This is a genomic window from Galbibacter sp. BG1 (assembly GCF_013391805.1).
Classification (GTDB): Bacteria; Bacteroidota; Bacteroidia; order Flavobacteriales; family Flavobacteriaceae; genus Galbibacter.
This window is the reverse complement of the sequence record NZ_CP058364.1, coordinates 2,533,471-2,560,214: the sequence shown is the minus strand read 5'-3', so window position 1 is coordinate 2,560,214 and position 26,744 is coordinate 2,533,471. Positions and strand designations below refer to the sequence as shown.

Here is a 26,744-nt window from a genome sequence, read left to right as displayed (position 1 = left end):
ACGCTATGCAAAATATCATTGATCGGTTTATCAGTTACGTAAAGATAGACACCCAATCTGACCCCAACAGCGAAACTACACCGAGTACCGAAAAACAGTGGAATTTAGCCCGAAAACTGGCCGAGGAACTAAAAGCAATTGGCTTGGAAGATGTATCGATAGACGAAAATGCCTACGTAATGGCTACTTTGCCTTCCAATCTTAATAGAGAAGTGCCAACGATTGGATTTATTTCCCACTTCGACACTTCCCCAGATTTTAACGGTACCAATGTGAATCCGCAGATTATACATAACTATGACGGAGGTGATATTATTTTAAATGAAGCCGAAGAAATTGTTTTATCCCCTAATTATTTTGATGACTTAAAACAGTACAAAGGGCAAACAATTATCACCACAGATGGCACAACTCTTCTGGGTGCCGATGACAAAGCGGGGATTACAGAGATTGTTACCGCAATGGAGTACCTAGTGAACAACCCCCATATTCACCATGGGCCAGTACGCGTAGCTTTTACCCCCGATGAAGAAATTGGAAGGGGTGCCCATAAATTTGATGTAAAGAAATTTGGAGCACAATGGGCCTACACCATGGATGGTTCTCAAATAGGCGAACTGGAGTATGAAAACTTTAATGCTGCAGGAGTAAAAATTACCGTAAAAGGGAAAAGTGTGCATCCTGGGTACGCAAAAGGTAAAATGATTAATGCCGTTATGATAGCTACGGAATTTCTCTCTATGATGCCCAAAAAAGAAATGCCGCAATTTACACATCATCGGGAAGGATTTTTCCACTTTTACGATTTTAAAGGCGACGTGGAGTATGCAGAGATAAATGGAATTATAAGAGACCACGATCGTGATAAATTTGATGCCAGAAAAGAATTGATAGAGCGAATTATAGGGGATTTAACAGATCGGTTTGGAAATATAATTTCCTTGGAAATAAAAGACCAATACTATAATATGAAAGAAAAAATTGAGCCGGTAATGCATATTGTGGATATTGCAGAACAGGCCATGCTCGATTTGGAAATAGAACCTTTAATAAAACCCATTCGTGGAGGCACCGATGGATCGCAACTATCTTATATGGGCCTTCCCTGCCCTAATATTTTTGCTGGTGGCCATAATTTTCATGGAAGATATGAATATGTCCCCGTAGAAAGTATGAAAAGAGCTACCGATGTCATCGTTAAGATTGTAGAGCTTACCGCCAAGTATTACAATAATGAAAGTTAAGGATGTTGAAGATTATATAAGTAAACATCCTGAATGGGAAGCAGAAATAAAACTTCTTCGATCCATCATTGCATCTACAGAGCTGGAGGAAACCATAAAATGGGGAGCCCCTACCTATATGCTGGAAAACAAAAATGTAGTGGCTATTGGTGCCTTTAAAAGCTATGTAGGACTGTGGTTTTTCAATGGGGCACTCTTAAAAGATCCTCACAAGCTATTAACAAACGCCCAAGAAGGCAAAACAGTGGCACTGCGACAATGGCGATTTGCATCTGCTTCAGAAATTGATAAAAAGTTGGTTGCACTGTATCTAGCCGAAGCCATCAAAAATCAACTAGACGGGCGGGAAGTTATTATTCCCAAGAAAACAAAAACAATTTCTAAAACATTGGCCACATTCTTACAGTCCAATACAACATTACAAACCCAATTTGAAAGGCTGAGCCCGGGAAGACAGAAGGAATACCACAGCTATATCGCAGAGGCCAAACGGCAAACTACGAAAGAAAGCCGAATTCAAAAAATTATTCCCCTTCTTGAAAGTGGTGTAGGTTTGAATGATAAATACAAAAAGTAAACTTGTTTTAAAATAGAACTGATTACAAGGGACTCCAGATAGCAAGATTTAATCTGTTTAGAGAAAGTTATTGAACCATAAAAAAACACCGATACTTTAGCAGCATCGGTGTTTTCAGTAATATAATTTATTGCCTACTTCTTCTCTTTTACAGGAGCTGCAGGAGCATTTAATTTTTGGGAAAGCTCTAATGACAAGGCAGAACGTTCAAACTTCATTTTACCGGCCATTGTTTCAATCACACAAGTGTTATCGTTGTTAAGATCTATTATCTTACCGTGCAATCCACTTTTAGTAACTACGCGATCTCCTCTTTTTAATTCTTCTGCAAACTTCTTTTCTTGTTTTTGCTTTTTAATTTGTGGACGTATCATAAAAAAATACATCACGGCAAATATTAAAAGAAAAGGTGCAAACTGTTGTAATGCTTCCATTAATTTTTATTTACGCTTTAGGCTCTGCAGACTCTTTAGGCTCTACAAAAGCTTTAATTTTTAATTGTTCAGTTCCCTTTTCTGTATTGGCAGTAATGGTAACCGTTTTTGTTACTTGGTTTTTCCCGCTTCCGTTATATTTTACAAGAATTTCACCAGTTTCCCCAGGAGCAACAGGCTCTTCTGGTTTTTGTGGAATAGTACACCCACAGCTGCTTTTAGCGTCTGTAATTACCAAAGGAGCATTTCCTGTATTTTTAAATTTAAATACTTTTTCTACTGATTGACCTTGCGGAATATTACCAAAATCGTGCTCAGTTTCTTCAAACTGCATTACTGGCAACTGCTTGGCAGCTTCATCTCTTTGCTCTGCCTTAGCCACATTTTCAGAATCTACTTTATCAGCAGCCTTGTTATCTTTGCAAGATGTAAAACTTACTGCCGCAGCGATGGTTAATACCAAAAATATTCTTTTCATCATTAAAAGGTTTAATTTATAAGTGGTTATTATTTGAGGTTTTCCTTTAAATACCCTCTAAAATTAGAGATTCAAAAGTAATAATATTTTTTTACATCAAGCCCCTACCCGACTTATTTAACGAATTGTTGGCTTGGTATTCTTTTACCAATTTGTCTAAAATTCCATTGATAAAAATACTGCTCTTTGGAGTACTGTACTCCTTGGCGATTTCTAAATATTCATTTATGGTTACTTTGACCGGAATGGACGGGAATTTTAAAAATTCACAGATCGCCATTTTCAATAAAATAGCATCCAACTCGGCAATTCTATCGGTATCCCAATTTGGGGTTTTACCTTCTATTTCCTGCTGAATTCTTTCATCGTTCAAAATGGTTTTCTTGAACAACTCGCTCGCAAAGAGCTTATCGTCTTGGTCTTTAAATAAAGACGGATGAAAATAATTGTTGGGACTGTCAATTTTTAACTTCTTAATCATTTTAACCAACAATGTATTCACCAACGGAAGATCATCTACCCAAGTAAGCTTTTTGTCTTCTATATACTCGTAAAGTTTTTCGTTTGGTGCGATTACCTCTTGATATAAATCGAGAATTACCTTTTTATCATCTTTAAAGTCGGTTTCATCTTTGGCGAGATATTCTTTGTAAACTTCACTTTCTAAGATAGCTTTATAAATAATTTTTACATATTCCTCGTCCAACTCCCAGCTAATTCCTCTATTCTCAAGCTTTTCAGCTAGAACAGGATCGTTTGCCAGTTGTTGCAATACTGGATTGTCTACAAATTTTCGTTTCGGATTTTTCTCTTCCTTGGTAGCAAGGTATTTTTTTTGGGAGAGTGTAAGCTGCTCATCAGCCATTTTTTGGATTTCCACCAGTAAACTTAAGAGCGTTAAGTACAAATTGTACATATTCTCCATACTCGATGATAAAAACTTTTCTTCTTTACCTAAATCAGTGTTTTTAGATTGTACAAATGCATAAACAGATTGCATTACTTTAACCCTGATGTGTCTTCTTGTTAACATGCCTAAAGAACTTACTTACCTTTACTAAATCCCTAAAAGAGGGCTCGATTTTGCCGGTGTATAAACCGATTGCTATTTTCCAAATTATGCTTGGCATGCTTAAAACTAATGCCTCGCAAAAAATAAGGGCGAAAGATTTTTTCTTTCGCCCTGCAAAAATAATATTATTTTAGAAACCGTCTTATTTTTTCATTGCTAATTTTCGGTTATCTATTCGTTGTTGCGCAATCTGCAAAGCCGATTGGTGCGTGGTACAATTATTAGTATCGGCATGAGTAAAAATATCTAGGGTTGTTTTATAGATATTTTCTGTTTTTCTAAGGATCTCTTTCTTATCGTACCCTTCTAACTCTGCATAAACATTAATAATCCCTCCGGCATTAATTAGAAAATCGGGAGCATAGGCAATCCCTCTTTCTTTTAAAATGGCACCATGTACCTTTTCGTCTGCCAATTGGTTGTTGGCGGCTCCTGCAACAATTTTCGCATTAATAGCATTTACCGTTGCATCGTTTATGGTTGCACCTAATGCACAAGGAGCATACACGTCTAATTCGTGGTTAAAGATCTCGTTCCCGGGAACTATGACTGCTTTATATTTTTTTGCTAATTCTAAAAGACGCTCTTCATTGATATCTGAAATAAACAACTGCGCGCCTTCGTTATATAAATGATCTACCAAAGTCTCACCTACGTGTCCTACTCCTTGTACTAAAACTTTTTTATCTTCTAGACTATCGTCTCCAAACTGATATTTTGCAGCTGCCTTCATTCCCATAAAAACTCCGTAAGCTGTTATTGGAGACGGATTTCCAGCTCCTCCTTTTTCTTCTGAAATACCGGTAACATAAGGTGTAACCTCTCTTACGGTGTCCATATCGGCTGTTTCCATCCCAACATCTTCTGCCGTAATATATTTACCGCTTAAAGAATGTACGAACTCCCCAAACCTTCTCATCAAAGCCGGATTCTTTTGCGTTTTGGCGTCACCAATAATAACGGCCTTACCTCCACCAAGATTCAATCCAGTGATGGCCGACTTGTAGGTCATCCCCCTAGAGAGACGTAATACATCGTTTAAAGCCTCCCATTCATTTTCATAATTCCACATTCTGGTACCTCCCAAAGCAGGTCCTAAAACTGTGTTATGTATTCCTATTATTGCTTTTAATCCTGTATCTTTGTCCTGACAGAAAACAATTTGCTCATGATCATTAAAAGAAAGTTGACCGAAAACCGGATCAACTTTTTTAAGTTCTGTCGGAGCTATAATTTCTGAAACCATACAATTTATATTTATTTGCTTGAATTTTTATATCGTTAATTATTTGGAGCAAAAATAAGAATATTTCAATATAAAAGCTAAAATAAGTGCTCTCATTGAGGATTTATCAAAAAAATCGATTTTAGAGAAAAGTAATGAAGGAACTAAAGTATATTAACAAATTCTTTAAGAAATATAAGTGGAAATTAATTATTGGTGTATTTATTACCATTCTTGCTACAGTCTTTAAACTGGTCTTGCCCGAATATGTAGAAAGATCGGTCAACGAAGTGGAGAAATATATACTGAATGAAAACACCGATTTAGAAGCAGTAAAAAGCAAACTCCTTACCTACATCTTAATTATTGTAGGCTCGGCCACCCTATCTGCATTGTTTACTTTTTTAATGAGGCAGACCATTATAAACGTTTCCCGTTACATAGAGTTTGATCTTAAAAACGAAGTATACGAACAATACCAAAGGCTTTCCCTAAATTTTTACAAAAAAAACAGAACAGGGGATTTAATGAACCGTATTAGTGAAGATGTAAGCCAAGTACGCATGTATGGAGGCCCGGCTATTCTTTACAGCATACAAACCATTACCTTATTTCTATGCGTTATCCCATTAATGTTTTATACCGCACCTAAATTGGCCACCTATACCTTAATTCCTCTGCCTATTTTATCCGTTCTTATTTACAATATAAGTAGGATTATACATAAACGGAGTACCAAAGTGCAACAGTATTTATCGAAGCTGTCTACATTTACACAAGAGTCTTTTTCGGGAATTTCGGTAATTAAGGCATACGGTATCGAACCTCGAATAGATCAGCAAGTAGAAGCATTGGCACTGGAAGGAAAAAATACCAATATGGACCTCGCCAAAGTAAATGCTTGGTTTTTCCCTTTGATGCTACTGCTAATTGGGGTAAGTAATATTTTTGTGATCTATGTGGGTGGTTTGCAATATATAAATGGAGAAATTGCCACCACTGGTGTCATCCTAAAGTTTATTATTTATGTAAATATGCTTACCTGGCCCGTGGCAACCGTTGGTTGGGTAACGTCTATTGTTCAGCGTGCCGAGGCTTCCCAAAAACGTATCAATGAATTTTTAGATTTAAAACCTGAAATAAAGAACCATACTTCTTCCCCTTCAGAAATAAAAGGAAAAATTACATTCGAAAACGTCTCATTTACTTATGATGACACCAATATTACGGCATTAAAAAATGTATCTTTCAACATTAACGAAGGCGAAACTTTTGCCATTATCGGAAAAACAGGATCTGGTAAATCTACCGTTTTGGACTTAATTGGCCGATTGTACGACGTGTCCTCGGGAACTATTTTAATTGATGACACCCCGATAGAAGAATTAAACCTGATAGATTTAAGGAACTCCATTGGTGCTGTCCCCCAGGACGCCTTTTTATTTTCAGACACCATAAGAACGAACATTAAGTTTGGTGATAAAAATGCCAGTCAGGAAGAAATTGAAGCGGCGGCCAAAAAAGCTGCCGTACACCAAAATATTGTAGAGTTTACCAAAAAATACGATACCGTTCTCGGTGAACGCGGAATTACCCTAAGTGGCGGACAAAAACAGCGGGTTTCCATAGCACGTGCACTACTTAAAAAACCAAAAATTTATTTGTTTGATGACTGCCTTTCGGCGGTGGATACCGAAACAGAAGAGGAAATATTGAACAATTTAAAAGAAGTTTCACAAAAAAGTACTACAATAATTGTAAGTCACCGTATTTCTTCAGCCAAAAATGCAGATAAAATCATTGTGCTGGAAGACGGTAAAATCACCGAGCAAGGAACTCATAATCAACTACTAAACCAAAAAGGATACTATCATGAATTGTACCTAAATCAATTATCTGAAAAAGAAAACTAGAAAATTTGTTGTTTCATTTCAATTTTTTTCACATTTTTGATTTTGTTAACAACGATAAAAAGTATTTAGAGGAATTATGAGCGATAAAGGTTTTGTAGAGAAAGATGAGATATTCTCTAAAGTGTTGAGAGCCGGACGAAGAACCTATTTCTTTGACGTGAGAGGAACAAAAGCAGGAGATTATTACCTTACTATTACCGAAAGTAAGAAGTTTACTCATGATGATGGATCTTACCACTACAAAAAACACAAAATTTATCTTTACAAAGAGGACTTCACTGCGTTTAGAGAGAATTTAGAAGAAATGATCGATTACATTATCGATGAAAAAGGTGAAGAGGTAATTTCTGAACGCCACCAAAAAGACTTCAAAAAAGATGATTTTGAAGAAAATGGAGAAGCCACAGAAGAAGTAGCTACAGAAAAATTTACAGATATTAGTTTCGACGATATCTAGAATATAGCAAAAACCGCTAAGAATTGATTTTTTAGCGGTTTTTTATTTTTCTTTCTTACATACCTCCACCCACTCAAAATTAATTCAAGATCAACCAATTTTGAGTCCGTTGGGCACTTTAAAATCGGGAGACAACAAAATAACGTCTTTATCCTCCCCAACTGCTCCTACCACCAAACACTCACTCATAAAATTGGCGATTTGCTTTTTAGGAAAATTAACCACCGCCACTACCTGTCGGTTAACTAAATCTTCTTTTTGATATCTTTTAGTAATTTGAGCTGAAGTTTTCTTAACCCCAATTTCACTTCCAAAATCTATTTTCAATTTAAAAGCCGGATTTCGAGCTTCCGGAAAATCTTCCACAGCCACTACCGTTCCAACCCTTAAATCAACTTTTTGAAAGTCTTCCCAACGCAATGTTGTCATCTAAAAAACTTAGGGTATTAGTGTTTTGGCTTTAATTTCTCAATCATTTCTTTGGAAACATTTCCAGAGTACGCACCATAGGCATCCACCAACAGCCCCTTATCCCCATCTGAGGTTTCTATAACATACAGCACAGAATTATCCCCAGGATTGGTCATTCCTTCGAAACGGTAGTGTTTCACTATTTCAAGCTCTTCAGCTTTGTGAATTTTTTTCTTGGTTTTATTTTCCACACCAGCATCGCAAAGATTGAAGTCTTCAGTATAACCTTCCTCCTTTAAATCTTCGATGGCCACAGATAAACTAGAATATGATTTTTTCATTTGATTTTATTTTTTGGTTTAAAAGAAGTTACAAATCACCTGTAAAGCCACCAAAACTTTAATCTTTTTTTATGATTTGAAGATCTTTTTAGAAAGTAGTGCTCAATGTCTTTCCAAAACCAACATCTTATTTGTATTTTACATCAAAACAAAGAAATTATGGCAAGAACAGAAAGTAATATGCTACCGTTAGGTACAAAAGCACCAAACTTTAATTTACTGGACACCGTTTCTGGTAAAAAATTGAAATTGAGCGATGTTTATGGTGAAAAAGCTACTGTGGTAATGTTTATTTGCAATCATTGCCCGTATGTAAAACATCTAAATAAAGAAATTGCCAAACTGGCAAAAGACTATAGTGATAGCGAAGTGGGTTTTGTAGCCATATCCAGTAACGATGCAGAGAAATACCCGGAAGACGCTCCCGATAAAATGAAAATTAATGTTGAAGAAAATGGATTTGATTTCCCATATCTCTATGACGAAACACAGGAAGTTGCAAAAGCTTACCAAGCAGCATGTACACCAGATTTTTATGTATTCGATAGAGATTTAGAGCTCGTTTACCGCGGACAGTTTGACGATTCCAGACCGGGAAACAGCATGCCTATAACCGGAAGGGACATCCGCACAGCAATCGATGCCGCTATGATGGGGAAAAACATTTACAAGACACAAAAGCCAAGTATGGGCTGTAATATTAAGTGGAAAGAAGCTTAAAAGGTTTAACAATCTTTTATCACACGACTTTTAAAAGTAATTTATTAATCTAGTAACTTTGTAGGGTATTAATTAAATCAAAGCACTATGGCAACACTTAGATTAGGAGATAAAGCGCCAAATTTTAAAGCGCAGACTTCAGAAGGAGAAATAGATTTTTACGATTACTTAGGGGATGGTTGGGGTATTCTTTTTTCACATCCAGCCGATTATACCCCCGTATGCACTACAGAACTGGGGACTGTAGCTAAATACAAGGAAGAATTCAACAAGAGAAACACCAAGGTAATTGCCTTAAGTGTGGACGGGATTGAATCTCATAAGGGATGGATTAAAGACATCAATGAGACTCAAGCCACCACTGTAAATTTTCCTATTATTGCTGATGAAGACCGTAAGATTGCAGAATTGTATGATATGATTCATCCAAATGCAGACGCCACCCTTACCGTGCGTTCTGTATACGTAATCGCTCCGGATAAGACTATTAAATTAATGATTACCTATCCTGCTTCTACAGGTCGTAATTTTGAAGAACTTTTACGTGTGATAGATTCGTTACAACTAACGGCATACCATAAAGTAGCCACCCCAGCAAATTGGAAACACGGGGATGAAGTTGTTATTAGTCCGGCTATTTCGAGTGAAGATGCCAAAAATATCTTCCCTAAAGGATTTAAAGAGGTAAAGCCTTATTTGCGCCTTACACCTCAACCAAATATTGATTAGGGAGCTTTTTTTTGACTGAAGAGTCTTACTTAAAAAAGCATTGATAAATGAGCTTTTCTGGCTATTATAGTTTCTAGGAAAGCTCATTTATTTATCTAAACACAGATAAATTTTGGGTACTGAAGCACTTCAGCAGTAAAGTTAGTTAATATAGCTTACACCCACTCTTCCCGTTTAGCCAGATTGTTGATATGCGCAAAATGATGCTCGCAATGCCAGGCATACATAGCTATCAAATCTTCCAAACTAAGCTCATCACCAGTTACAGGGTGAATTAAAGTTCTTTTCAACTCTTCAGTTGTTAGGTTTTTAAGCATAAAAACCCATCTGGCATGAAGCGCATCCAGTAATACCATAGACATTTCAATATCCCCTTCTTTAGCATCGGAAAGATCAGCCCAGCGATCTTCAAAATACGCCTTAATGAGTGGCTTTTCTTCAGTAAGAGCCCATTTAAACCTAATATAACTATTCATATGGCTATCTGCCAAATGATGAATCACTTGCCTTACCGTCCATCCATCCGGGCGATAGGGAGTATCCAATTGTAGGTCATCAAAATCTTCCACCAAGTTCTCCAGCTTATATGGAAAACGCTCAATAACCCGTATCCATTTAGTAATATCATGGGATGTAATAGTAGCCGGAACAGTAAATTTTCCGATGGGATATTTTAACGATTCTAGGTCTGTTTTAGTCATGTTCAAATATAAAAAATCCTGTTACACCTAAGTGCAACAGGACTTCAAAATATTCTATAAATAATATTATTTAACGTTTACCAGTTCTACGTCAAAAATAAGGGTTGCATTCGGTGGTATAATTCCACCAGCGCCTCTAGAGCCGTACCCTAAATGTGCGGGAATAACAAATCTTGCCTTATCTCCAATTTGTAAAAGTGAAATACCTTCATCCCATCCAGAAATTACTTGTCCAGCACCAAGGGTAAAATCGATTGGTTGATTTCTTTGGTAAGAGGAATCAAAAACCTGTCCGTTCTCCAATTGTCCTTTATAATGTACAGAAACCGTTTTTCCCTTTTCTGCTTTTGCTCCACTCCCTTTTTGTATCATTTTATAGCGAAGTCCACTTTCCGTTTTATCAAAACCGGCAGCAAGCTTCTCCAACGCTTCTTCTGCTTTTGCTTTTTCGGCAGCCACACGCTTCTCCCTTTCTCCTTCAAAAGTTCTAAAGGCTTCTATGGCATTCCAATTTTCGGCTTCTTCCCCTACTCTAATAATTTCCAATGTGTCTATCTTATCTCCCTGAGCGATTGCATCGACCACATCTTGTCCTTCTTCAACAAAACCAAAAACAGTATGTTTATCATCTAACCACGGAGTTTCCACATGAGTAATAAAGAATTGTGACCCGTTGGTTCCAGGGCCTGCGTTTGCCATAGACAATACCCCTGGTCTATCATGTCTTAAAGAACTATCAAATTCGTCGTCAAATTTATATCCAGCATCCCCGGTTCCAGTTCCAAGTGGACATCCACCTTGGATCATAAAATCATTGATAACCCTATGAAAAGATAATCCATCGTAATATGGTTTCCCTTGTGGCTTAACGCTATTTTCCATTTTCCCTTCTGCCAAAGCAACGAAGTTACCTACTGTTCCAGGTGTTTTGTCATAAGTTAACTTTACCAATATCTCTCCTTTGGAAGTATTGAATTTTGCATAGATACCTTTTTCCATAGTGACTTTTATTATTTTTTTTGAAGTATATACTAATATTTTAAATGAAAAACGCTCCACATACTAGCGGAGCGTCTAAATTTTGTATAACTAAGAGTGTAGGATTAAAGAGCAGCAACTCTTTTAGTTAATCCAGATTTTAAGTTTCCTGCTTTGTTAGCGTGAATGATGTTTTTCTTAGCCAATCTATCAATCATACTGATAACAGATGGCAATAAAGTTTCTGCATCTTTCTTATCTTCTGTAGAACGTAATTTTTTAATTGCGTTACGTACAGTTTTATGTTGATATTTATTTCTTAAACGAACTGCTTCGTTTCTTCTAATTCTCTTTAATGCCGACTTGTGATTTGCCATCTTTTCCTAATTTTTACAAATAGTAGAAATTATGCTCCTACGTTATGTTATACTTTTTTGTAGTCCGTAGGGGAATCGAACCCCTGTTACCAGGATGAAAACCTGGCGTCCTAACCCCTAGACGAACGGACCAATTTGCTCTTTCGAGCTGCGGTAAAAACCGCATTATTTTAATGAACTTAATCTTTCGTAGTCCGTAGGGGAATCGAACCCCTGTTACCAGGATGAAAACCTGGCGTCCTAACCCCTAGACGAACGGACCATTTTTTTCTTAATTGCGGATGCAAAAATACAACTATTTTTAAATCATGCAATACTTAGAAATATTTTTTTTTGATTTTTTTAAATTAATATGCTTTTGCAAATAGAACTCGCTGATTTGAAGGCTTTCCAGAATAAATACATTTTCCGTTTTCTTTTTCTTCATTTAAAGGAAGACAACGAATTGTAGCTTTGGTAAGCTCTTTTATCTTGTCTTCGGTTTCTGCAGTTCCATCCCAATGAGCAGATAAAAATCCACCCTTAGACTCCAATAATTCCTTAAATTCTTCGAAAGTGTCTACTTTGGTAATATGGCTGTCGCGGTAATCTAAAGCTTTTTGAAAAATGTTTTCCTGAATTTCCTCCAAAAGTGTTTCTATTTTTGCAACCACTGCATCTGCAGGCACCACTTCTTTAGAGAGGGTGTCCCTACGAGCCACCTCGAAAGTATTATTTTCCATGTCGCGCATTCCAATGGCCAATCGCACCGGTACGCCCTTTAATTCGTATTCATTGAATTTCCAGCCAGGCTTATGTGTATCCCTATTGTCGAACTTCACGGAAATCCCTTTTGCCCTCAATTCTTTTACCAATGGGGCCACACGTTCGCTAATGGCGTCTAGTTGCTCTTCTCCTTTGTAAATGGGCACAATAACCACTTGAATAGGCGCCAATTTTGGCGGCAACACCAATCCGTTATCATCACTGTGTGTCATAATTAAAGCTCCCATCAATCGTGTGGAAACACCCCAAGAAGTAGCCCAAACAAATTCTTGCTTCCCTTCACGGTTGGCAAACTTAACATCGAATGCCTTTGCAAAGTTCTGACCCAAAAAGTGAGAAGTTCCCGCTTGCAAAGCTTTTCCATCTTGCATTAAAGCTTCAATGCAATAAGTCTCCAACGCTCCCGCAAAACGTTCACTATCAGATTTTACACCTTTAATCACCGGAACACCCATAAAACTTTCAGCAAACTCAGCATATATTTCCATCATTTGTTCTGCTTCTTCAATGGCCTCCTGTTTGGTTTCATGTGCAGTATGCCCTTCTTGCCATAAAAATTCAGCAGTCCGCAAAAACAATCGTGTACGCATTTCCCAACGCACAACATTAGCCCACTGATTTACCAAGATGGGTAAATCGCGATACGACTGTACCCATTTCTTATATGTATCCCAAATAATAGTTTCTGAAGTTGGCCTTACAATAAGTTCTTCCTCCAGCTTCGCATCTGGATCGACTATCACTCCGCTGCCATCTTCGGCATTTTTTAAACGATAGTGAGTTACCACCGCACATTCCTTTGCAAAACCTTCTACATGAGCTGCCTCTTTACTTAAATAAGATTTTGGAATGAATAAAGGAAAGTAAGCATTCTCATGCCCTGTCTCTTTGAACATTTTATCCAACTGCCCTTGCATTTTTTCCCAAATGGCATACCCATAAGGCTTGATTACCATACAGCCCCTTACCGCAGAGTTTTCTGCAAGGTCTGCCTTGACAACCAATTCGTTATACCATTTTGAATAATCTTCGCTTCTCTTAGTTAAATTCTTACCCATTAGATGTAGTTTGGCACAAATGTTGCACCTTTGTTAAATGTAAAATATAGTTTGACAAAACTAACTATTTTTGCTATGTTCAACAATAATTTTTTGCAATGATGAAAACACTACATATACTTAAGAATTTTAGACAGTTTTCTACTGTTTTTGTCATTGGAATTCTTGTATCTTCCTGCGGCTCCTATGAGCAAGCATCGTATTATGATAATGATGGGATTTATAATGATGATATCGTGTACTACAATGATACAAACAATGCCAATGATAATAAACAGCAGGAAGAAAACCAAACCCCTGAGGGCAATGTTCCAATAGCTGATTACGAGAGTTATTTTAACAGCCGTTCGCAAATGCTTGACAATGCAATTGCCTACCAAGAGCAAAACGAAGTGTTTACCGATGTAGACAGCTATTCTAGTGCCGAGGTGGACAGTACCGAAATTGTACAAAGCTATGCAGCCCAATACAGGGAAGGAAATCCAGGTTGGGGAGACAATCCAGAGAAAACAGTGGTAAACGTATACAGCAACAACTGGGGCTACGGCGCTGGATGGGGCTGGGGTGCCGGTTGGGGCTATGGAGGCTTCTATGATCCTTTTTGGGGACCTTGGTACGGTGGCGGTTTTTATGGCCCAGGATGGGGCGTAGGCTGGGGTGCTGGTTGGGGCTGGGGTGCCGGTTGGGGACCTTATAACCCTTGGTATGGGCCAGGTTGGTACGGTCCTGGATATAGACCTTACAATCCTTATAACCCATATTACTACGGAAATAGATACGCATATACCAATTCTAGACGCGGATATTACGGAAGAAATACCGCGGCAATTGCTAGACGTAACGATAATATAAGAAGAAGCAGTACTGCTACAAGAAGTTCACGTGGCTACTCTAGAAGTTCCAGGGTTGGCGACAGCAGAAGTAACAGCACCGTAAGGCGCAGTGGTTATTCCAATAGCTCGAGAATTGGGGTTGATAGAAATTCTGGATACTCAAGAAGTACGAATGGTAGCTCAGCCAATAGGAATTCTGGATATTCTAGATCTTCATCATCCAGTAGGAGCAGTAATTCCACTTACTCTCGATCAAGTTCTTCAAGTAGGAGTAATTCCAGCTATTCGAGACCTAGTTCTTCGAGCAGAAGTAGCTCTAGTTACTCAAGATCTTCTTCACCAAGTAGAAGCAGCGGGTCTTACTCAAGATCATCTGGGGGTAGCTCCAGATCTTCCGGAGGGGGTTCAAGATCTTCTGGAGGATCCTCAAGAAGAGGCGGATAAAAATATGTAAACCGGGATCCTGTAATATGGCTTCCCGGTTTTTCTGAATACTTTTAGTTTAAGCGAAATTCTTAATTCTGAATTCTTACAATTTTATGAAAACTAATTATTTAATAATAGCAGCAATTATGCTGACGGTGGGAGCTTTTGGTCAAAATCGAAATGACGTGGCACTTTACGGAAGCGATAATTTAAACGGAACTGCGAGATATCAATCCATGAGTGGAGCCTTTGGAGCCTTGGGTGGAGATATGTCTTCCATCAATATCAATCCGGCTGGATCTGCTGTATTTACCAATACGCTATTTACCATCTCTGCAGTAAATTACAATGTAGACAACCAAACGAATTATTTTGATGGTGCCAGCTCTACCGATTTCAACAAATTCCGTTTCAATCAAATAGGTGGTGCCTTGGTTTTTAACAACAGTAACCAGAATTCCCCTTGGAAAAAGTTTACGATGGCCTTTAATTATGAGCTAAACAACAATTTTGAAAATGAATATTTAGCCATCGGTAATGGAAATATATCCATAGCAGATTATTTTGTAAACAACGCCAACGGCACGGCTGTAGAAAATCTAGATACTCGCGTAGGTGAATCCATTACAGAAGCCTACATTGATATTGGTAGAAGTTTAGGTTATAGTGCCCAGCAAGGATTTTTGGGATATCAGAATTACATTATCGATCCCGCCACCATGGACAATCCAAACGAAACCAATTATGTTTCCAATGCCGTATTTTCGAATGGGTTGAACCAAGAACAACTGGTTTCTTCATCTGGAAGCGACAATAAATACACGCTGAATTTTGCTTCACAATATGAAGAAAACTTTTATTTAGGGTTTGGCTTGAACTTCCATGGAGTAGAAAGAAGAAGGATTACACAATTTGATGAATTTGGATATGACGCCGATTCAAAGTTGCAATATGTACAGTTCGATAACGATTTATTTACTTACGGAAATGGATTTTCTTTTAATGTGGGAGGTATTGCCAAATTAAACGATGTAGTTCGACTAGGGGCCAGCTACCAATCCCCTACATGGTATAATATGACCGATGAACTATATCAATCCATTAATTCTGATTATTTCGCTGATCCTAACGATACCGATGCCACATATTCAGAGAATACCCCGAATACCACACTTATTTTCCCTGACTACGACATATACATTCCTGGGAAATACACAGGAAGTATGGCCTTAATTTTTGGCCCTTTTGGATTAATTAGTGTAGATTACTCCTACCAAGATATGTCTAATGCCGAATTAAGACCCAACCGCGATCGGTTCTTTGCTGACGAAAATGCGGCTATCAGCAGTGAATTTCAAGCTGTTTCCACCATACGGGTTGGTGGGGAATACCGTTTTAAAAAATTGAGCTTTAGAGCAGGGTACAGATATGAAGGAACACCTTACAAAAATGAATTTACTGCAAGCGATCTCAACGGCTACTCGGCTGGAATAGGTTATAATTTTGGGGCTACCCGTCTAGATTTAGGGTTTAGCCAAGCGTATCGTGATTATAATGTTCAATTATACGATACAGGCTTAACGTCTACGGCAGCTATTGATAACACAAACACGAACGTAACAATGTCCCTTACGTTCAACCTATAAAAAATAAATTTTCAAAAAAATACAATTGGGTAATTTGCCACAGGTAGGTTACCCTTTTTTCTTTAATACGTAGACAGCAAAATCCCTAGAAACCTCATCCCCTGTATTTGTGAGTAGCCCCTCGGATAGATCTTGAAACTCCAAAATCTCAAAAGCGGATTTTGAAACAAGTGCTTCAAAGAGTTTGTTATTGTAAAGTTTAAAAGCGTTCTGCACAAATGGTAACTGCTCCATAAATTTCTTTTGAGCGAAGACAATGCTCAATAATCCATCGGGTTTTAAGACCCTAAACAACTCAGTAAGCATCGATACTGGGGATTCCCAGAAATAGATAGTATTCACCGTGAAAATTTTATTGAACGAATTGTCATTAAATGGAAGCGTATCACCTTCGTACATTTTAAATTCCACACGACTCCCCAAACTCTTCGTATGCTTCACCGCTTCTATGTACATTGTTTCAGAAATATCCAGTCCATAATACTTTATATAAGGATACTCTTCTAGAAGTGCTGGTACGTGTTTCGCATTTCCATGTCCTAATTCTAAAACAACATCATTTTCTTTTAAGAAAAGTGCCTTAATGGCAGCCAAAGTCATCCCTAAATTGCTCTCATGCATCATCTCCCCCATTTCTACCCCTTTTTCTCCTGAGGGACAGCGTAATTGAGATTCAATATCCTTTAGATTAAGTTCATCCATAGCTTACCAAATTAAATTGCACCTTACATAATGTATTCCCCATTTATACTGGAAACAGGCTTTGGAATTTCCTTTTCCTTTAAGGCTTCCAATAGATTAATCTCTATAGTTCGGGTAATTTGATCCAAGGAAATTCCTGTGGGTATGTCTTCAAAAGGGTTTAACAGCGCAAGCCCGATTTTATGTGTTGTTAAAAATATATACCCCACCAAGATGCCTACAATAATAGACCAAGCTCCCATATCGTCTACGGAAGACCAAGTTACACTCACAATGAAAATCCAGATAAACAATCGGGTATAGAAATTATAAGTAGTAGGGAATACTGTGTTTTTAATCCGTTCGGACATCCCCATCTCGTCACAGAAATTAATAAGCATTTCGTTTAACTCCATAAACTTAAATCCGTCTACTGAATTTTCGCTATACAACCTGGCCAAATGCTCGGTTTGAATATTTAAAATAGCATTAGGGATATTGGACTCACTTTCAACCGCTTTAATTTCTTCAGTGGAGAGGTAATTACGATAATCTTTACTACTGGAATTCCGGAGATTTTCCTTTAAGGCATACACAAACGCAATATGCCGGTAAACCAAAGTGGTTTTTTCAGAATTAAAATTTCGCCCATCACCTTCCCCATTTTTATCTATGTAAAATAAAACTTGACGGCACCAGGTTCTTGAATTATTAACTAGAGCCCCCCATATCTTTCGTGCTTCCCACCAACGGTCGTAGGCCTGGTTGTTGTTAAAACCAATAAAGAATGCAAGGGCCGTACCCAAGATAGTGGGAATAATACTATTAACCACAATGGTATCGAAAATGTGAAGCGAATCTATATACCGATAAAAAAAATACGCCAAAAAACAGGCCACAATTTCAATTAAAAAATGACGCCATGTCCCACTTAGAATTCTATAAACATTTACTTTTTTGGATATAAGCATTTAAAGGGTGATTGTTTTGTCCTGTTTAAAGATACCAATTATAAGTAAAACTAAAACACCATTTGCTTCTTTAGGTGGTTCGGTAAGATCGTTTCTATAATTTCTTTCCAACCTGCCACGAAATTCGCCCTAGAGAGGTCGCTCCCAGCATCCTCAAAATTTTCTATTCCACTATGGATTAGGGCTACATGCGTTTGGTTTTTTTTAAGGGAAGTTAGACGCCAACTCACTATGGAAACACCTTTGGAATATTCTGGATAGCTCCAAGTGTAGCGTATTCGTTGTTGAGGCATTATTTCAAGAATTCTGCAAACGTGCTTGAAATTGGTTCCATTTGGCTCATAGAAATAAAATTTATTAAAAGGCTTCAATTTAAATCCCTTAACATCGAAATACCATTCCTTCATTTCATTTGGAATCGTTAAAGCACTCCAAACCTTATCTATGCCAATATTTAAAGTAATTTCTTTTCGTATCGATCGATCCTCCATCTGTAAAATTAGTTTTAGATAGAAGCATCAGTTTAGGAGTTATCGTTTTAAAGTAAAATTACTTTTATATACTTTTTCTTCGTTTTGTGCGTCTATAAATTCAACCTTAAACCAATAATCTGTAGAAGGCAGCGGGGTTCCATTAAAAGTACCATCCCAACCTGCAGAAGTGGTATAGAGTTGCTTTAAAAGCTTTCCATAGCGATCGAAAATATAAACGCGACCGGTGGTATTGGTTTCCAGCCCTACTACATTCCAAGTATCGTGAATACCATCTCCGTTGGGAGTGAAAAACTTAGGATATCCAGAAACCATAATTTCCTCTTCCAGTGTCCCACATTCACTCAAATGATTAATAGTGACTGTATTTAATCCCACAGGAACATTTCTAAAATAACCCTCTTCCTGAAACTCTCCATCGTTAAGCTGAAACTCGTACTCTTCTGGATTTTCAACGGTAATATCTATAATATTATTGTTTGAAAACTCCACCAAATCGATATTGGTGATTATAGGATTCTGTATCGGCAGAAACTCAACATACACATCGTCGTATTCTGAATATCCTTGCGGATACACTGCTTCTACCCTGTAAATACCTGTTTGGGTAACGTCTAAGGTGGCATTGGTAGCGCCTGCAATTAACGTAAAATTATCAGTATCGTCTTCAGGCGTATCGTCTACATACCAACGGTACGTATCTGCAGCATCGAAGGTTCCATCTAAAGTATAGGTATCCCCTTCACACAAAACCTCCTCTGGTTCTTGTAAAAGATCTGGAACTTCCGAGCAATCCAGAACACTTTCCGAAGCCGAAAACACATTTCCGGTAAATTCCAATGAAAATCCTTCCGAATCGCCAAAATAATTATTTACCAAAAGCAAATATTCCTCCCCTTCCTGCACTTGCATATAAGGAGCATACGTTACACTCTGGTCGCCGGTGGCTGGATTGATCCCTACCCCGGTATAGTCGTTATCGTTAAAAAAATCTTGTGCAATATTAGAAACCCCACAATTTACTACAGTACCATCGTTACCAATGGGGTTTCCCAAACTTCCGCAAACTGGATTAGGCCCATAAACGGCAAAATCAAGGTCTTCCCCATCCCTATTTGGGAGAATATTAAAACCGAGTTGTCCTGTAGCTGTGGCTGTAAAGCGAAACCAAACCGAATGCGATTCTACAGTATTATTTCTTCCTTGCAACAAACAACCGCTGTTAACAGCACCATTAAAATCATCGGTGCCAAAGCCGTCCATTGTTCCACTACTCAAGATATCTTTACAGATGGGAATGGCGTTGATACAATCGGGAGAAATAGATTGTGCCGAACTTTGAAAGGTTAGCGTAAAAAATACAACTAAGAGAATTGGGGCGAATTTCTTCATTAGTATAGTTTATAATATTATTTATTAAATAAATTGCGAGCAACTTAATACATTAGTAACGCTAATAGGTCATAAATACGTATCTTTGCTGTCAATTTTTTTATTGATAATCATATTGCTTTATAATTATACGTTGAAGCGCCTAATATAGTTGGTTATTTTTAAAAAAAATATTTTAAAGGCATGAAAATAGACAAAGCTTTAGAAGATCACTTTGAAGAACTAGGAAATGATCACGCATCATCTGCTGCAGAAACTCCCATGAGAGCGGACGCTTTTGATATGCCGGATGATGAAAAAATAGAACACATAGAATCTCAGGTCTACAATATAATGGAGACTTTAGGATTGGATTTAACCGATGACAGTTTACGTGGAACCCCACGTAGGGTGGCCAAAATGTTTGTAAAAGAAATTTTTGCAGGGTTACATCCCGATAGAAGACCTAAAGCTTCTACGTTTTCCAACAAATACAAATACGGGGAAATGCTGGTGGAGAAAAACATTACTGTTTATTCTACCTGCGAGCATCACCTGCTTCCTATCGTTGGAAGGGCCCATATTGCCTATATTTCCAATGGAAGCGTGGTTGGGCTTTCTAAGATGAACCGAATTGTAGATTATTATGCCAAACGCCCACAGGTGCAGGAGCGTATGACCATGCAGGTAGTACAAGAACTCCAAAGAGCCTTGGGCACAAAAGACGTAGCTTGCGTAATAGACGCCAAACACCTTTGCGTTAATTCCCGCGGAATACGGGATATTGAAAGCAGCACGGTAACCGCCGAATTTGGAGGTAAATTTAAGGATGCCGCGGTACGAAGAGAGTTTTTGGACTATATTAAATTAGATACCGAATTTTAATTTTCAAACACCTTAATTCTTTGAGTTTTGGCTGAAATAATGCTTTCTTTACACGCTTGTAAGAAAACCTTTTCTGCCCAATAACTTTATAATTAACATTACAACACCTAAAACGACTTAACATCTATAATGCAACTATATCAATCTAACGAATTAAAAATATACAATTCAATTAGCGGAGAAAAAGAAGTATTTAAACCAATTACTGAAGGTTATGTTGGAATGTATGTTTGTGGGCCTACGGTTTACAGTAATGTTCATTTAGGGAATGTAAGAACCTTCATGTCGTTTGATTTGGTGTTTAGATATCTTAAACATTTAGGATATAAAGTTCGTTACGTTAGAAATATTACAGATGCTGGACATCTTGAAAACGATGCAGATACAGGAGAAGACAGAATTGCCAAAAAGGCACGGCTCGAACAAATAGAGCCGATGGAAGTAGTGCAGAAATACACGGTAGACTTCCACAATACCTTAAATAAATTCAACAATCTCCCCCCGAGTATCGAACCCACAGCTACTGGTCATATAATCGAACAGATAGAAGTTATAAACGAAATTATAGACAACGGTTTTGCGTATGTGGTTAATGGTTCGGTGTATTTTGATGTATTAAAGTTCAACGAAACCAATGAATACGGTAAATTAAGTAAAAGAAAAGTAGAAGATCTTATCCATAACACCCGTGAAACTGCAGGACAATCAGAAAAAAAGAATCCACAAGATTTTGCGTTATGGAAAAAAGCAGAGCCACAGCATATTATGCGCTGGCCTTCTCCCTGGAGCGATGGTTTTCCTGGTTGGCATTTAGAATGTACTACCATGAGTACCAAATACCTCGGGGAACATTTCGACATTCATGGCGGCGGGATGGACCTAAAATTCCCCCATCACGAATGCGAAATTGCACAGGCCGAAGCTTCTACTGGAAATAGCCCGGTTAATTATTGGATGCATGCCAATTTGCTTACCCTGAACGGTAAAAAAATGGCAAAATCCACTGGTAACAATATTTTACCGAACGAAATTTTTACAGGGAACAACGATATTCTCGACAAGCCCTTTACCCCATCTGTAACCCGTTTTTTTATGTTGCAGGCCAATTATAGAAGTATTTTGGATTTTAGCAATGATGCTTTACTGGCTTCTGAAAAAGGGTTCACTCGTCTTATGGACGCCATGGGCAGTTTGGATAATTTGAATACCGAAAAGTCTTCTTCATTTGATGCAAAAGCATGGAAACAAAGCTGCTATGACGCCATGAACGACGACTTTAATAGTCCGATTTTAATTGCAAATCTCTTTGAAGCAGTAAAACAAATCAACCTCATTAAGGAAGAGAAAGCGACCATTACCAAAGAAGATTTGGCGTTGGTAAAGGAAACCATGGAGGCCTTTGTTTTTGATGTGCTCGGATTACAAGATGAAAGAAGCGCCCAAGATAATTCTTCTGATAAACTTACCGGGACCATTGCGCTTTTAATTCAATTAAGGGCAGAAGCTAGGGCGAACAAAGATTTTGCTACTTCCGATAAAATTAGGGACGAACTCGCTGCTCTGGGGGTGCAATTAAAGGATGGAAAAGACGGCACAACCTTCAGCCTAAGTTCATAATTTCTCAGTTTAAAACTGGGAAAACTTAATATTGCCTTCATTTCTTGAATTGGCAATTCATCCTTAGCTGTAAAACCAACCCAAATTACGAGCTCCATAATATGAATTAATTTTCCCGTAAAAGCTCACATGCCATATTTAAAAGCTCCTTGTTACTTCTTTTTGCCTTTAATAAAAAGAACAAAAAATTTGTTTTAAACCTTTTCCTTAATTTAGAGTCAAAGAATAAACAGTGATTTTTTGCTAGAAGATATTTTAATTAAGGAATTAAAAAATAACGCTACCCAAGAGGCAGCTTTTAATGTGCTTGTATCTACTTACAAAGAACGTTTGTATTGGCATATTCGAAGGATGGTTTTAGATCACGACGACACCGATGATGTGTTGCAAGACACCTTTGTAAAAGTCTATAAAAACATCCATTCGTTTAAAGCAGAAAGCGCCATTTACACGTGGCTTTATAGAATTGCAACCAATGAAGCTTTAAATTTTTTAAAGAAGAAAGCAAAACTTTATAAAACCACAGAAGAAGAATTGCAAAACAGATTGGTAGAGAACCTTAAAGCCGATGTTTATTTTGATGGAGATGAAATACAATTAAAATTGCAACAGGCCATAGCAACTTTACCAGAAAAACAACGTTTGATTTTTAATATGAAATATTTTCAGGAGCTTAAATATGAAGAGATTTCTGAAATATTGGAGACTTCCGTGGGCGGACTTAAAGCGTCTTACCACCATGCTGTAAAAAAAATTGAAGCCTTTTTAAAAGAATAAAATGAATATAAACCATTTACATACAAACAAAAGCGGATTTAAAACCCCAGAGAACTATCTCTCGGATTTTGAAAAGGACTTATCTGTGCGATTATCAGAGGAAAACCTTCCGAAAGGCAATGCGTTTACCACTCCTGATGATTATTTTTCTGAAGTGGAAAAATCCATTTTAGCCAAAACCACTCTTCAGAAAGAAACAGAAATTATAAAAGTTTCATGGTTCTACAAAGCAGCCTCGATTGCCGCTATTTTTATGGTTGTTTTTTTTATAGCCAAAAATTTACAAAAGCCCAGTAGCCAAAACTTCGACACTATAGCAACAGCAGAAATAGACGCCTACATCGACGAAGGCTATCTCAATTTAAACACTTACGATATTACAGATACTTTTAACGAAGTATCCTTGTCGAACATAGAAATTTCAGACGCCGTTAGCGATGATGATATTTTTAAATATTTAGAAGAAAATATGACTAGATATAATGGCATCTATATTGAAAATGAATAAACCAAAACAAACCAAGCTTTTAAATAAACAATAATGAAACATCTTAAAATAGGAATTAGGTCCTCTAGCCGAAATAATATTTGGATGTTACATGCTACTGAAAATTAAATACAAATGAAAAAAACTATTATAATACTGCTGCTAAGTCTTTTATCGGTTCCTTTACTTGCTCAAAAAGATAGCAAAAGAGACCATATAAAATCGCTTAAAATTGCTTTTTTGACTGATCAATTAGCGCTTAGCCCAAAGGAGGCCGAGAAATTCTGGCCTATCTACAATGCCTACGACGATGAAATGTTTGAACAGCGATACAAAGAACATAAGAAAATTAAACATAAGTTGAAAGACGGAGGTCTGGACAGTATGACTGAAGATGAGGCTAAAGCCCTTTTAAGTGAAATTGAACTGATCGATAAGAACACCTACGAACTTAATAAAAAACTGAATAATGATCTTGAAGGCGTTATTTCAGCAAAAAAAATAATCTTGCTTAAAAAACTGGAAGATGATTTTAACCGGAAACTGCTGGACAAACTAAAGAAAGAATATCATCGCAACCGGGAATAGGTTTCACCTATATTCCTTTAAGTTATTCCGGTAACTATTTAAAATTAAGCCTAGCCATTCTATTTTTTCCGGCAGCAAAGGCAACGCTATCGTTTAAAAAACGAATAGTATAAAAAGGTTCATCTGATATTTTCTTCCATGTTTCTCCCCCATTGTTAGAAAATGAGATCCCTTTAAACCCTACGACCATGAGCTCTTTAGCCTCTCGACCCGGCAGATATTGCACACAAGATCGGTAACCTGGTTCTTGTCCTTTTCCCACTAACTGCCATGTTTTGCCACCATCTTTAGTAACGGCTTTATTGGCTTGATTGTTATCGGGCTTGGTATAATCCCCTCCCATAATAATTCCGTTCATCTCATCGTAAAAATCAATGGAATAAATTCCTTGTGTCGGTTTACCTTGTATTATTGGAGTATTGTAAACCTTCCAAGTTTTTGCTTTATCCGGAGAAAAATAAATTCTGGCTTTACTTCCACCGGTGGCAATCCAAGTTTTTTCGCCTACAATGGCTATATTGGTATTACTAGCTGCAAAAGCCGCTTCTCCTTCTTCAATACCGGGAAGTGCATCGCATGAAATTTTATTCCAAGTTTTCCCGCCGTCCCTGGTTACTATAATGGACATACAATTAGCGATGGGATCTCCCATAGCAATCCCCTCTTTATCATTCCAAAATTTCATCGCGTCGTAAAACACCTTTTCATGGTCTTCCCGATAAACGAGTTCCATCGCTCCATTATCCCCTGTTTTATACAACAATGCGGGATTGCCCACGGTAAGCATAAAAAAATCGGTATTGGTGCTCGCTACCGCCCGAAATTCCAACGCTAACGAATCCTGCTTCATTTTTTGGGTTATTACCTTGGCTTCAGGAATATTATAAATTCCAAAAATGTTTCCAGATCCAGCAAAACCAACACTTCCCTGCATTAAAGTAAGGGCACGTATACTTACCGAATCGCTGTAAATTTCTTCAACAACAACTTCAGAATAATTATTTGGGATAAATTTTTCTTTTCCACAGGCCACCAGAAGTAATAAACCTAAAATTAATATTTTTTTCAAAGCGGTATAATTTGGGCTAAAAATAAGTTTTATCGCTTACAAAGCAATACCTTTGCACTCAATTATTTCTGAAAAAAGATTTGAAATAATTTAAATTGAAGAGTATGCGATTGCACAGAAATCTAGTTTATGCCGTAATAGACGGTCTACAACTCATTTTTAACGAAAATAAATATGCCGATAAGGTTGTTGAACAATTACTAAAACGCGACAAAAGATGGGGCGCCCGCGATCGGGGTTTTATTGCCGAAACAACCTACGACATTGTAAGATGGAAACGTTTATATGCTGAAATTGCAGAGGTAAAAGAACCTTTTACCAGGGAAAACCTTTGGCGTATTTTTGCGGTTTGGGCGGTACTTAAAGGGATAAAACTACCCGATTGGAAGCAACTGGAAGGCACTCCAAACAGACGTATAAAAGGCCGTTTCGACGAACTTTCAAAAATAAGGAAATACAAAGAGTCCATCCCCGATTGGTTGGACGAACTCGGTGAGAAGGAATTGGGCGAAGCTACCTGGAGCAAGGAGCTACATGCACTCAATCAACAAGCCGATGTAATCTTGCGTGTAAATACCCTAAAAACAAACAAGCATGCTTTGCAAGATATTTTAGCGGAAGAAGAAATTGAAACACTTCCCCTTAAAGGATATCCCGATGCTTTACAATTAAAAGAACGCGGTAATATTTTTAAAACAGAAGCTTTTAAAAACGGACTATTTGAGGTACAAGACGCTTCTTCCCAACTGGTTGCAGATTTTTTAGATGTGCAGCCTGGAATGCGGGTAGCAGATGCGTGTGCCGGTGCCGGAGGAAAATCGCTTCACCTGGCCGCCAAAATGGAAAATAAAGGGCAAATTATTGCTTTGGATATTTATGGCAATAAACTTAAAGAATTAAAACGTAGAGCACGAAGAAACGATGTGCACAATATAGAAACCCGAGAAATAGATTCAACAAAGGTTATTAAAAAACTACATAACGCAATGGATAGGGTTCTTATCGATGCGCCTTGTAGCGGACTCGGTGTTTTAAGAAGAAATCCTGATGCTAAATGGAAATTGCAACCAGAATTTATTGACAATATTAAACAAACCCAGCAGCAAATTCTTGCTGATTATTCTAAAATGGTAAAAGCGGGAGGTAAAATGGTTTATGCTACTTGCTCTATACTCCCTTCAGAAAATCAAGAACAAGTACAGACGTTTTTAAATTCTGAAAATGGAAAAGACTTTAAACTCATAAAAGATAAAAAGGTGCTCGCATCTGTTTCTGGATTCGATGGCTTTTATATGGCTCTTTTGGAAAAAGCTTAATTTCAAGACAATTGTATACTTAAATGTCACACCGAACTTGTCGAAGTTCTTACAAAAGAAATATCCTTCGACAAGTTCAGGATGACCATCTACCATCTCATCAACC

The 26,744-nt window shown here is 37.6% G+C and carries 29 protein-coding genes and 2 tRNA genes; 14 read left to right on the top strand and 17 right to left on the bottom strand.

Annotation, left to right across the window (positions count from 1 at the left end):
- The first annotated feature begins 5 nt into the window (after window positions 1-5).
- Window positions 6-1,244: a peptidase T gene (gene pepT / locus HX109_RS11260; protein WP_178952009.1), complete on the top strand. Its 1,239-nt coding sequence runs from the start codon at window positions 6-8 to the stop codon at window positions 1,242-1,244.
- The gene (locus HX109_RS11255) at window positions 1,234-1,821 is read left to right on the top strand and encodes a YdeI/OmpD-associated family protein (RefSeq protein ID WP_317170414.1); all 588 of its coding nucleotides are present in this window, start codon (window positions 1,234-1,236) and stop codon (window positions 1,819-1,821) included. Before pepT ends, HX109_RS11255 begins: the two co-directional genes overlap by 11 nt.
- Before the next feature lie 134 nt (window positions 1,822-1,955).
- Here HX109_RS11255 and yajC read toward each other — a convergent pair whose 3' ends face one another.
- The 4 genes from yajC to HX109_RS11235 all read right to left on the bottom strand — a co-directional run bounded on the left by yajC (window position 1,956) and on the right by HX109_RS11235 (window position 5,051).
- The gene (gene yajC, locus HX109_RS11250; RefSeq protein WP_178952007.1) at window positions 1,956-2,255 is read right to left on the bottom strand and encodes a preprotein translocase subunit YajC; all 300 of its coding nucleotides are present in this window, start codon (window positions 2,253-2,255) and stop codon (window positions 1,956-1,958) included.
- A 10-nt stretch (window positions 2,256-2,265) separates the two neighbouring features.
- On the bottom strand, window positions 2,266-2,733 hold the full coding sequence (locus HX109_RS11245; protein WP_178954172.1) for a DUF1573 domain-containing protein: 468 nt from the start codon (window positions 2,731-2,733) through the stop codon (window positions 2,266-2,268).
- 91 nt (window positions 2,734-2,824) lie between these two features.
- Window positions 2,825-3,766: a transcription antitermination factor NusB gene (gene nusB, locus HX109_RS11240; protein ID WP_255462682.1), complete on the bottom strand. Its 942-nt coding sequence runs from the start codon at window positions 3,764-3,766 to the stop codon at window positions 2,825-2,827.
- Between the two features lie 181 nt (window positions 3,767-3,947).
- The gene (locus HX109_RS11235) at window positions 3,948-5,051 is read right to left on the bottom strand and encodes a Glu/Leu/Phe/Val family dehydrogenase (protein ID WP_255462681.1); all 1,104 of its coding nucleotides are present in this window, start codon (window positions 5,049-5,051) and stop codon (window positions 3,948-3,950) included.
- Window positions 5,052-5,185: 134 nt separating this feature from the next.
- Here HX109_RS11235 and HX109_RS11230 point away from each other — a divergent pair, with 134 nt between their 5' ends.
- Together HX109_RS11230 and HX109_RS11225 are read left to right on the top strand one after the other, a co-directional pair.
- Window positions 5,186-6,943: an ABC transporter ATP-binding protein gene (locus HX109_RS11230; protein ID WP_178952005.1), complete on the top strand. Its 1,758-nt coding sequence runs from the start codon at window positions 5,186-5,188 to the stop codon at window positions 6,941-6,943.
- Window positions 6,944-7,019: 76 nt separating this feature from the next.
- Window positions 7,020-7,400, top strand: a complete 381-nt coding sequence (locus tag HX109_RS11225; RefSeq protein ID WP_178952003.1) for a PUR family DNA/RNA-binding protein — start codon at window positions 7,020-7,022, stop codon at window positions 7,398-7,400.
- 90 nt (window positions 7,401-7,490) lie between these two features.
- Here HX109_RS11225 and HX109_RS11220 read toward each other — a convergent pair whose 3' ends face one another.
- The gene (locus tag HX109_RS11220; protein ID WP_178952001.1) at window positions 7,491-7,829 is read right to left on the bottom strand and encodes a tRNA-binding protein; all 339 of its coding nucleotides are present in this window, start codon (window positions 7,827-7,829) and stop codon (window positions 7,491-7,493) included.
- A gap of 17 nt (window positions 7,830-7,846) precedes the next feature.
- Window positions 7,847-8,152: a phosphoribosylpyrophosphate synthetase gene (locus HX109_RS11215; protein ID WP_178952000.1), complete on the bottom strand. Its 306-nt coding sequence runs from the start codon at window positions 8,150-8,152 to the stop codon at window positions 7,847-7,849.
- Between the two features lie 159 nt (window positions 8,153-8,311).
- On the opposite strand from HX109_RS11215, the gene HX109_RS11210 reads away from it, so the two are divergent.
- A complete protein-coding gene (locus HX109_RS11210; RefSeq protein ID WP_178951998.1) occupies window positions 8,312-8,872 on the top strand; it encodes a thioredoxin family protein in 561 nt (186 codons plus the stop codon).
- 87 nt (window positions 8,873-8,959) lie between these two features.
- Window positions 8,960-9,601: a peroxiredoxin gene (locus HX109_RS11205; RefSeq protein WP_178951996.1), complete on the top strand. Its 642-nt coding sequence runs from the start codon at window positions 8,960-8,962 to the stop codon at window positions 9,599-9,601.
- Window positions 9,602-9,756: 155 nt separating this feature from the next.
- Here HX109_RS11205 and HX109_RS11200 read toward each other — a convergent pair whose 3' ends face one another.
- The 6 genes from HX109_RS11200 to proS all read right to left on the bottom strand — a co-directional run bounded on the left by HX109_RS11200 (window position 9,757) and on the right by proS (window position 13,480).
- Entirely contained in the window at window positions 9,757-10,302 is a 546-nt protein-coding gene (locus tag HX109_RS11200) for a YfiT family bacillithiol transferase (protein WP_178951994.1), read from the bottom strand.
- A 66-nt stretch (window positions 10,303-10,368) separates the two neighbouring features.
- The gene (locus HX109_RS11195) at window positions 10,369-11,301 is read right to left on the bottom strand and encodes a peptidylprolyl isomerase (RefSeq protein WP_178951992.1); all 933 of its coding nucleotides are present in this window, start codon (window positions 11,299-11,301) and stop codon (window positions 10,369-10,371) included.
- Between the two features lie 104 nt (window positions 11,302-11,405).
- Complete coding sequence (rpsT, locus tag HX109_RS11190; RefSeq protein WP_178951990.1) at window positions 11,406-11,657, bottom strand: 30S ribosomal protein S20; 252 nt, start codon at window positions 11,655-11,657, stop codon at window positions 11,406-11,408.
- 60 nt (window positions 11,658-11,717) lie between these two features.
- Window positions 11,718-11,789, bottom strand: a tRNA-Glu gene (locus HX109_RS11185).
- 58 nt (window positions 11,790-11,847) lie between these two features.
- A tRNA-Glu gene (locus tag HX109_RS11180) sits at window positions 11,848-11,919 on the bottom strand.
- Window positions 11,920-12,004: 85 nt separating this feature from the next.
- Entirely contained in the window at window positions 12,005-13,480 is a 1,476-nt protein-coding gene (proS, locus tag HX109_RS11175) for a proline--tRNA ligase (RefSeq protein WP_178951988.1), read from the bottom strand.
- A 98-nt stretch (window positions 13,481-13,578) separates the two neighbouring features.
- Between proS and HX109_RS11170 the strand changes: the two genes are divergently transcribed.
- Complete coding sequence (locus HX109_RS11170) at window positions 13,579-14,757, top strand: hypothetical protein (RefSeq protein ID WP_178951986.1); 1,179 nt, start codon at window positions 13,579-13,581, stop codon at window positions 14,755-14,757.
- A 95-nt stretch (window positions 14,758-14,852) separates the two neighbouring features.
- Window positions 14,853-16,385 carry an OmpP1/FadL family transporter gene (locus HX109_RS11165; protein WP_178951984.1) on the top strand — a complete coding sequence of 511 codons (1,533 nt, stop codon included), beginning with the start codon at window positions 14,853-14,855 and terminating at the stop codon, window positions 16,383-16,385.
- 48 nt (window positions 16,386-16,433) lie between these two features.
- On the opposite strand, the gene HX109_RS11160 is transcribed toward HX109_RS11165, so the two are convergent.
- The 4 genes from HX109_RS11160 to HX109_RS11145 are packed head-to-tail and all read right to left on the bottom strand — an operon-like array spanning window position 16,434 to window position 19,920.
- On the bottom strand, window positions 16,434-17,087 hold the full coding sequence (locus HX109_RS11160) for a class I SAM-dependent methyltransferase (RefSeq protein ID WP_178951982.1): 654 nt from the start codon (window positions 17,085-17,087) through the stop codon (window positions 16,434-16,436).
- Between the two features lie 23 nt (window positions 17,088-17,110).
- Window positions 17,111-18,037: a bestrophin family protein gene (locus tag HX109_RS11155; RefSeq protein WP_178951980.1), complete on the bottom strand. Its 927-nt coding sequence runs from the start codon at window positions 18,035-18,037 to the stop codon at window positions 17,111-17,113.
- A 50-nt stretch (window positions 18,038-18,087) separates the two neighbouring features.
- Window positions 18,088-18,528 (bottom strand): SRPBCC domain-containing protein, encoded by a 441-nt coding sequence (locus tag HX109_RS11150; RefSeq protein ID WP_178951978.1) that lies wholly within the window; start codon window positions 18,526-18,528, stop codon window positions 18,088-18,090.
- 39 nt (window positions 18,529-18,567) lie between these two features.
- The gene (locus HX109_RS11145; protein ID WP_178951976.1) at window positions 18,568-19,920 is read right to left on the bottom strand and encodes a T9SS type B sorting domain-containing protein; all 1,353 of its coding nucleotides are present in this window, start codon (window positions 19,918-19,920) and stop codon (window positions 18,568-18,570) included.
- Window positions 19,921-20,103: 183 nt separating this feature from the next.
- Between HX109_RS11145 and folE the strand changes: the two genes are divergently transcribed.
- From folE to HX109_RS11120, 5 genes are all read left to right on the top strand, one after another.
- Window positions 20,104-20,784: a GTP cyclohydrolase I FolE gene (folE, locus tag HX109_RS11140; protein ID WP_178951974.1), complete on the top strand. Its 681-nt coding sequence runs from the start codon at window positions 20,104-20,106 to the stop codon at window positions 20,782-20,784.
- Window positions 20,785-20,913: 129 nt separating this feature from the next.
- A complete protein-coding gene (gene cysS, locus HX109_RS11135; protein WP_178951972.1) occupies window positions 20,914-22,401 on the top strand; it encodes a cysteine--tRNA ligase in 1,488 nt (495 codons plus the stop codon).
- A 240-nt stretch (window positions 22,402-22,641) separates the two neighbouring features.
- Window positions 22,642-23,178, top strand: a complete 537-nt coding sequence (locus HX109_RS11130) for an RNA polymerase sigma factor (protein ID WP_178951970.1) — start codon at window positions 22,642-22,644, stop codon at window positions 23,176-23,178.
- A gap of 1 nt (window position 23,179) precedes the next feature.
- Window positions 23,180-23,686, top strand: coding sequence for a hypothetical protein (locus HX109_RS11125; protein ID WP_178951968.1), 507 nt, complete (start codon window positions 23,180-23,182; stop codon window positions 23,684-23,686).
- Between the two features lie 114 nt (window positions 23,687-23,800).
- Complete coding sequence (locus tag HX109_RS11120; protein WP_178951966.1) at window positions 23,801-24,253, top strand: hypothetical protein; 453 nt, start codon at window positions 23,801-23,803, stop codon at window positions 24,251-24,253.
- 34 nt (window positions 24,254-24,287) lie between these two features.
- On the opposite strand, the gene HX109_RS11115 is transcribed toward HX109_RS11120, so the two are convergent.
- On the bottom strand, window positions 24,288-25,322 hold the full coding sequence (locus tag HX109_RS11115; RefSeq protein WP_178951965.1) for a WD40/YVTN/BNR-like repeat-containing protein: 1,035 nt from the start codon (window positions 25,320-25,322) through the stop codon (window positions 24,288-24,290).
- 104 nt (window positions 25,323-25,426) lie between these two features.
- On the opposite strand from HX109_RS11115, the gene HX109_RS11110 reads away from it, so the two are divergent.
- Complete coding sequence (locus tag HX109_RS11110; protein WP_178951963.1) at window positions 25,427-26,638, top strand: RsmB/NOP family class I SAM-dependent RNA methyltransferase; 1,212 nt, start codon at window positions 25,427-25,429, stop codon at window positions 26,636-26,638.
- The last annotated feature ends 106 nt before the right edge of the window (window positions 26,639-26,744 follow it).

Coding starts and splice junctions, on each gene's coding strand:
- nusB (WP_255462682.1), bottom strand. CDS start 3,766: ATGTTAACAAGAAGACACATCAGGGTTAAAGTAATGCAATCTGTTTAT.
- HX109_RS11155 (WP_178951980.1), bottom strand. CDS start 18,037: ATGCTTATATCCAAAAAAGTAAATGTTTATAGAATTCTAAGTGGGACA.
- HX109_RS11125 (WP_178951968.1), top strand. CDS start 23,180: ATGAATATAAACCATTTACATACAAACAAAAGCGGATTTAAAACCCCA.
- HX109_RS11205 (WP_178951996.1), top strand. CDS start 8,960: ATGGCAACACTTAGATTAGGAGATAAAGCGCCAAATTTTAAAGCGCAG.
- HX109_RS11120 (WP_178951966.1), top strand. CDS start 23,801: ATGAAAAAAACTATTATAATACTGCTGCTAAGTCTTTTATCGGTTCCT.
- proS (WP_178951988.1), bottom strand. CDS start 13,480: ATGGGTAAGAATTTAACTAAGAGAAGCGAAGATTATTCAAAATGGTAT.
- HX109_RS11225 (WP_178952003.1), top strand. CDS start 7,020: ATGAGCGATAAAGGTTTTGTAGAGAAAGATGAGATATTCTCTAAAGTG.
- HX109_RS11200 (WP_178951994.1), bottom strand. CDS start 10,302: ATGACTAAAACAGACCTAGAATCGTTAAAATATCCCATCGGAAAATTT.
- pepT (WP_178952009.1), top strand. CDS start 6: ATGCAAAATATCATTGATCGGTTTATCAGTTACGTAAAGATAGACACC.
- HX109_RS11160 (WP_178951982.1), bottom strand. CDS start 17,087: ATGGATGAACTTAATCTAAAGGATATTGAATCTCAATTACGCTGTCCC.
- HX109_RS11145 (WP_178951976.1), bottom strand. CDS start 19,920: ATGAAGAAATTCGCCCCAATTCTCTTAGTTGTATTTTTTACGCTAACC.
- HX109_RS11230 (WP_178952005.1), top strand. CDS start 5,186: ATGAAGGAACTAAAGTATATTAACAAATTCTTTAAGAAATATAAGTGG.
- HX109_RS11170 (WP_178951986.1), top strand. CDS start 13,579: ATGATGAAAACACTACATATACTTAAGAATTTTAGACAGTTTTCTACT.
- HX109_RS11220 (WP_178952001.1), bottom strand. CDS start 7,829: ATGACAACATTGCGTTGGGAAGACTTTCAAAAAGTTGATTTAAGGGTT.
- folE (WP_178951974.1), top strand. CDS start 20,104: ATGAAAATAGACAAAGCTTTAGAAGATCACTTTGAAGAACTAGGAAAT.
- rpsT (WP_178951990.1), bottom strand. CDS start 11,657: ATGGCAAATCACAAGTCGGCATTAAAGAGAATTAGAAGAAACGAAGCA.
- HX109_RS11255 (WP_317170414.1), top strand. CDS start 1,234: ATGAAAGTTAAGGATGTTGAAGATTATATAAGTAAACATCCTGAATGG.
- HX109_RS11245 (WP_178954172.1), bottom strand. CDS start 2,733: ATGAAAAGAATATTTTTGGTATTAACCATCGCTGCGGCAGTAAGTTTT.
- yajC (WP_178952007.1), bottom strand. CDS start 2,255: ATGGAAGCATTACAACAGTTTGCACCTTTTCTTTTAATATTTGCCGTG.
- HX109_RS11215 (WP_178952000.1), bottom strand. CDS start 8,152: ATGAAAAAATCATATTCTAGTTTATCTGTGGCCATCGAAGATTTAAAG.
- cysS (WP_178951972.1), top strand. CDS start 20,914: ATGCAACTATATCAATCTAACGAATTAAAAATATACAATTCAATTAGC.
- HX109_RS11165 (WP_178951984.1), top strand. CDS start 14,853: ATGAAAACTAATTATTTAATAATAGCAGCAATTATGCTGACGGTGGGA.
- HX109_RS11110 (WP_178951963.1), top strand. CDS start 25,427: ATGCGATTGCACAGAAATCTAGTTTATGCCGTAATAGACGGTCTACAA.
- HX109_RS11235 (WP_255462681.1), bottom strand. CDS start 5,051: ATGGTTTCAGAAATTATAGCTCCGACAGAACTTAAAAAAGTTGATCCG.
- HX109_RS11150 (WP_178951978.1), bottom strand. CDS start 18,528: ATGGAGGATCGATCGATACGAAAAGAAATTACTTTAAATATTGGCATA.
- HX109_RS11210 (WP_178951998.1), top strand. CDS start 8,312: ATGGCAAGAACAGAAAGTAATATGCTACCGTTAGGTACAAAAGCACCA.
- HX109_RS11195 (WP_178951992.1), bottom strand. CDS start 11,301: ATGGAAAAAGGTATCTATGCAAAATTCAATACTTCCAAAGGAGAGATA.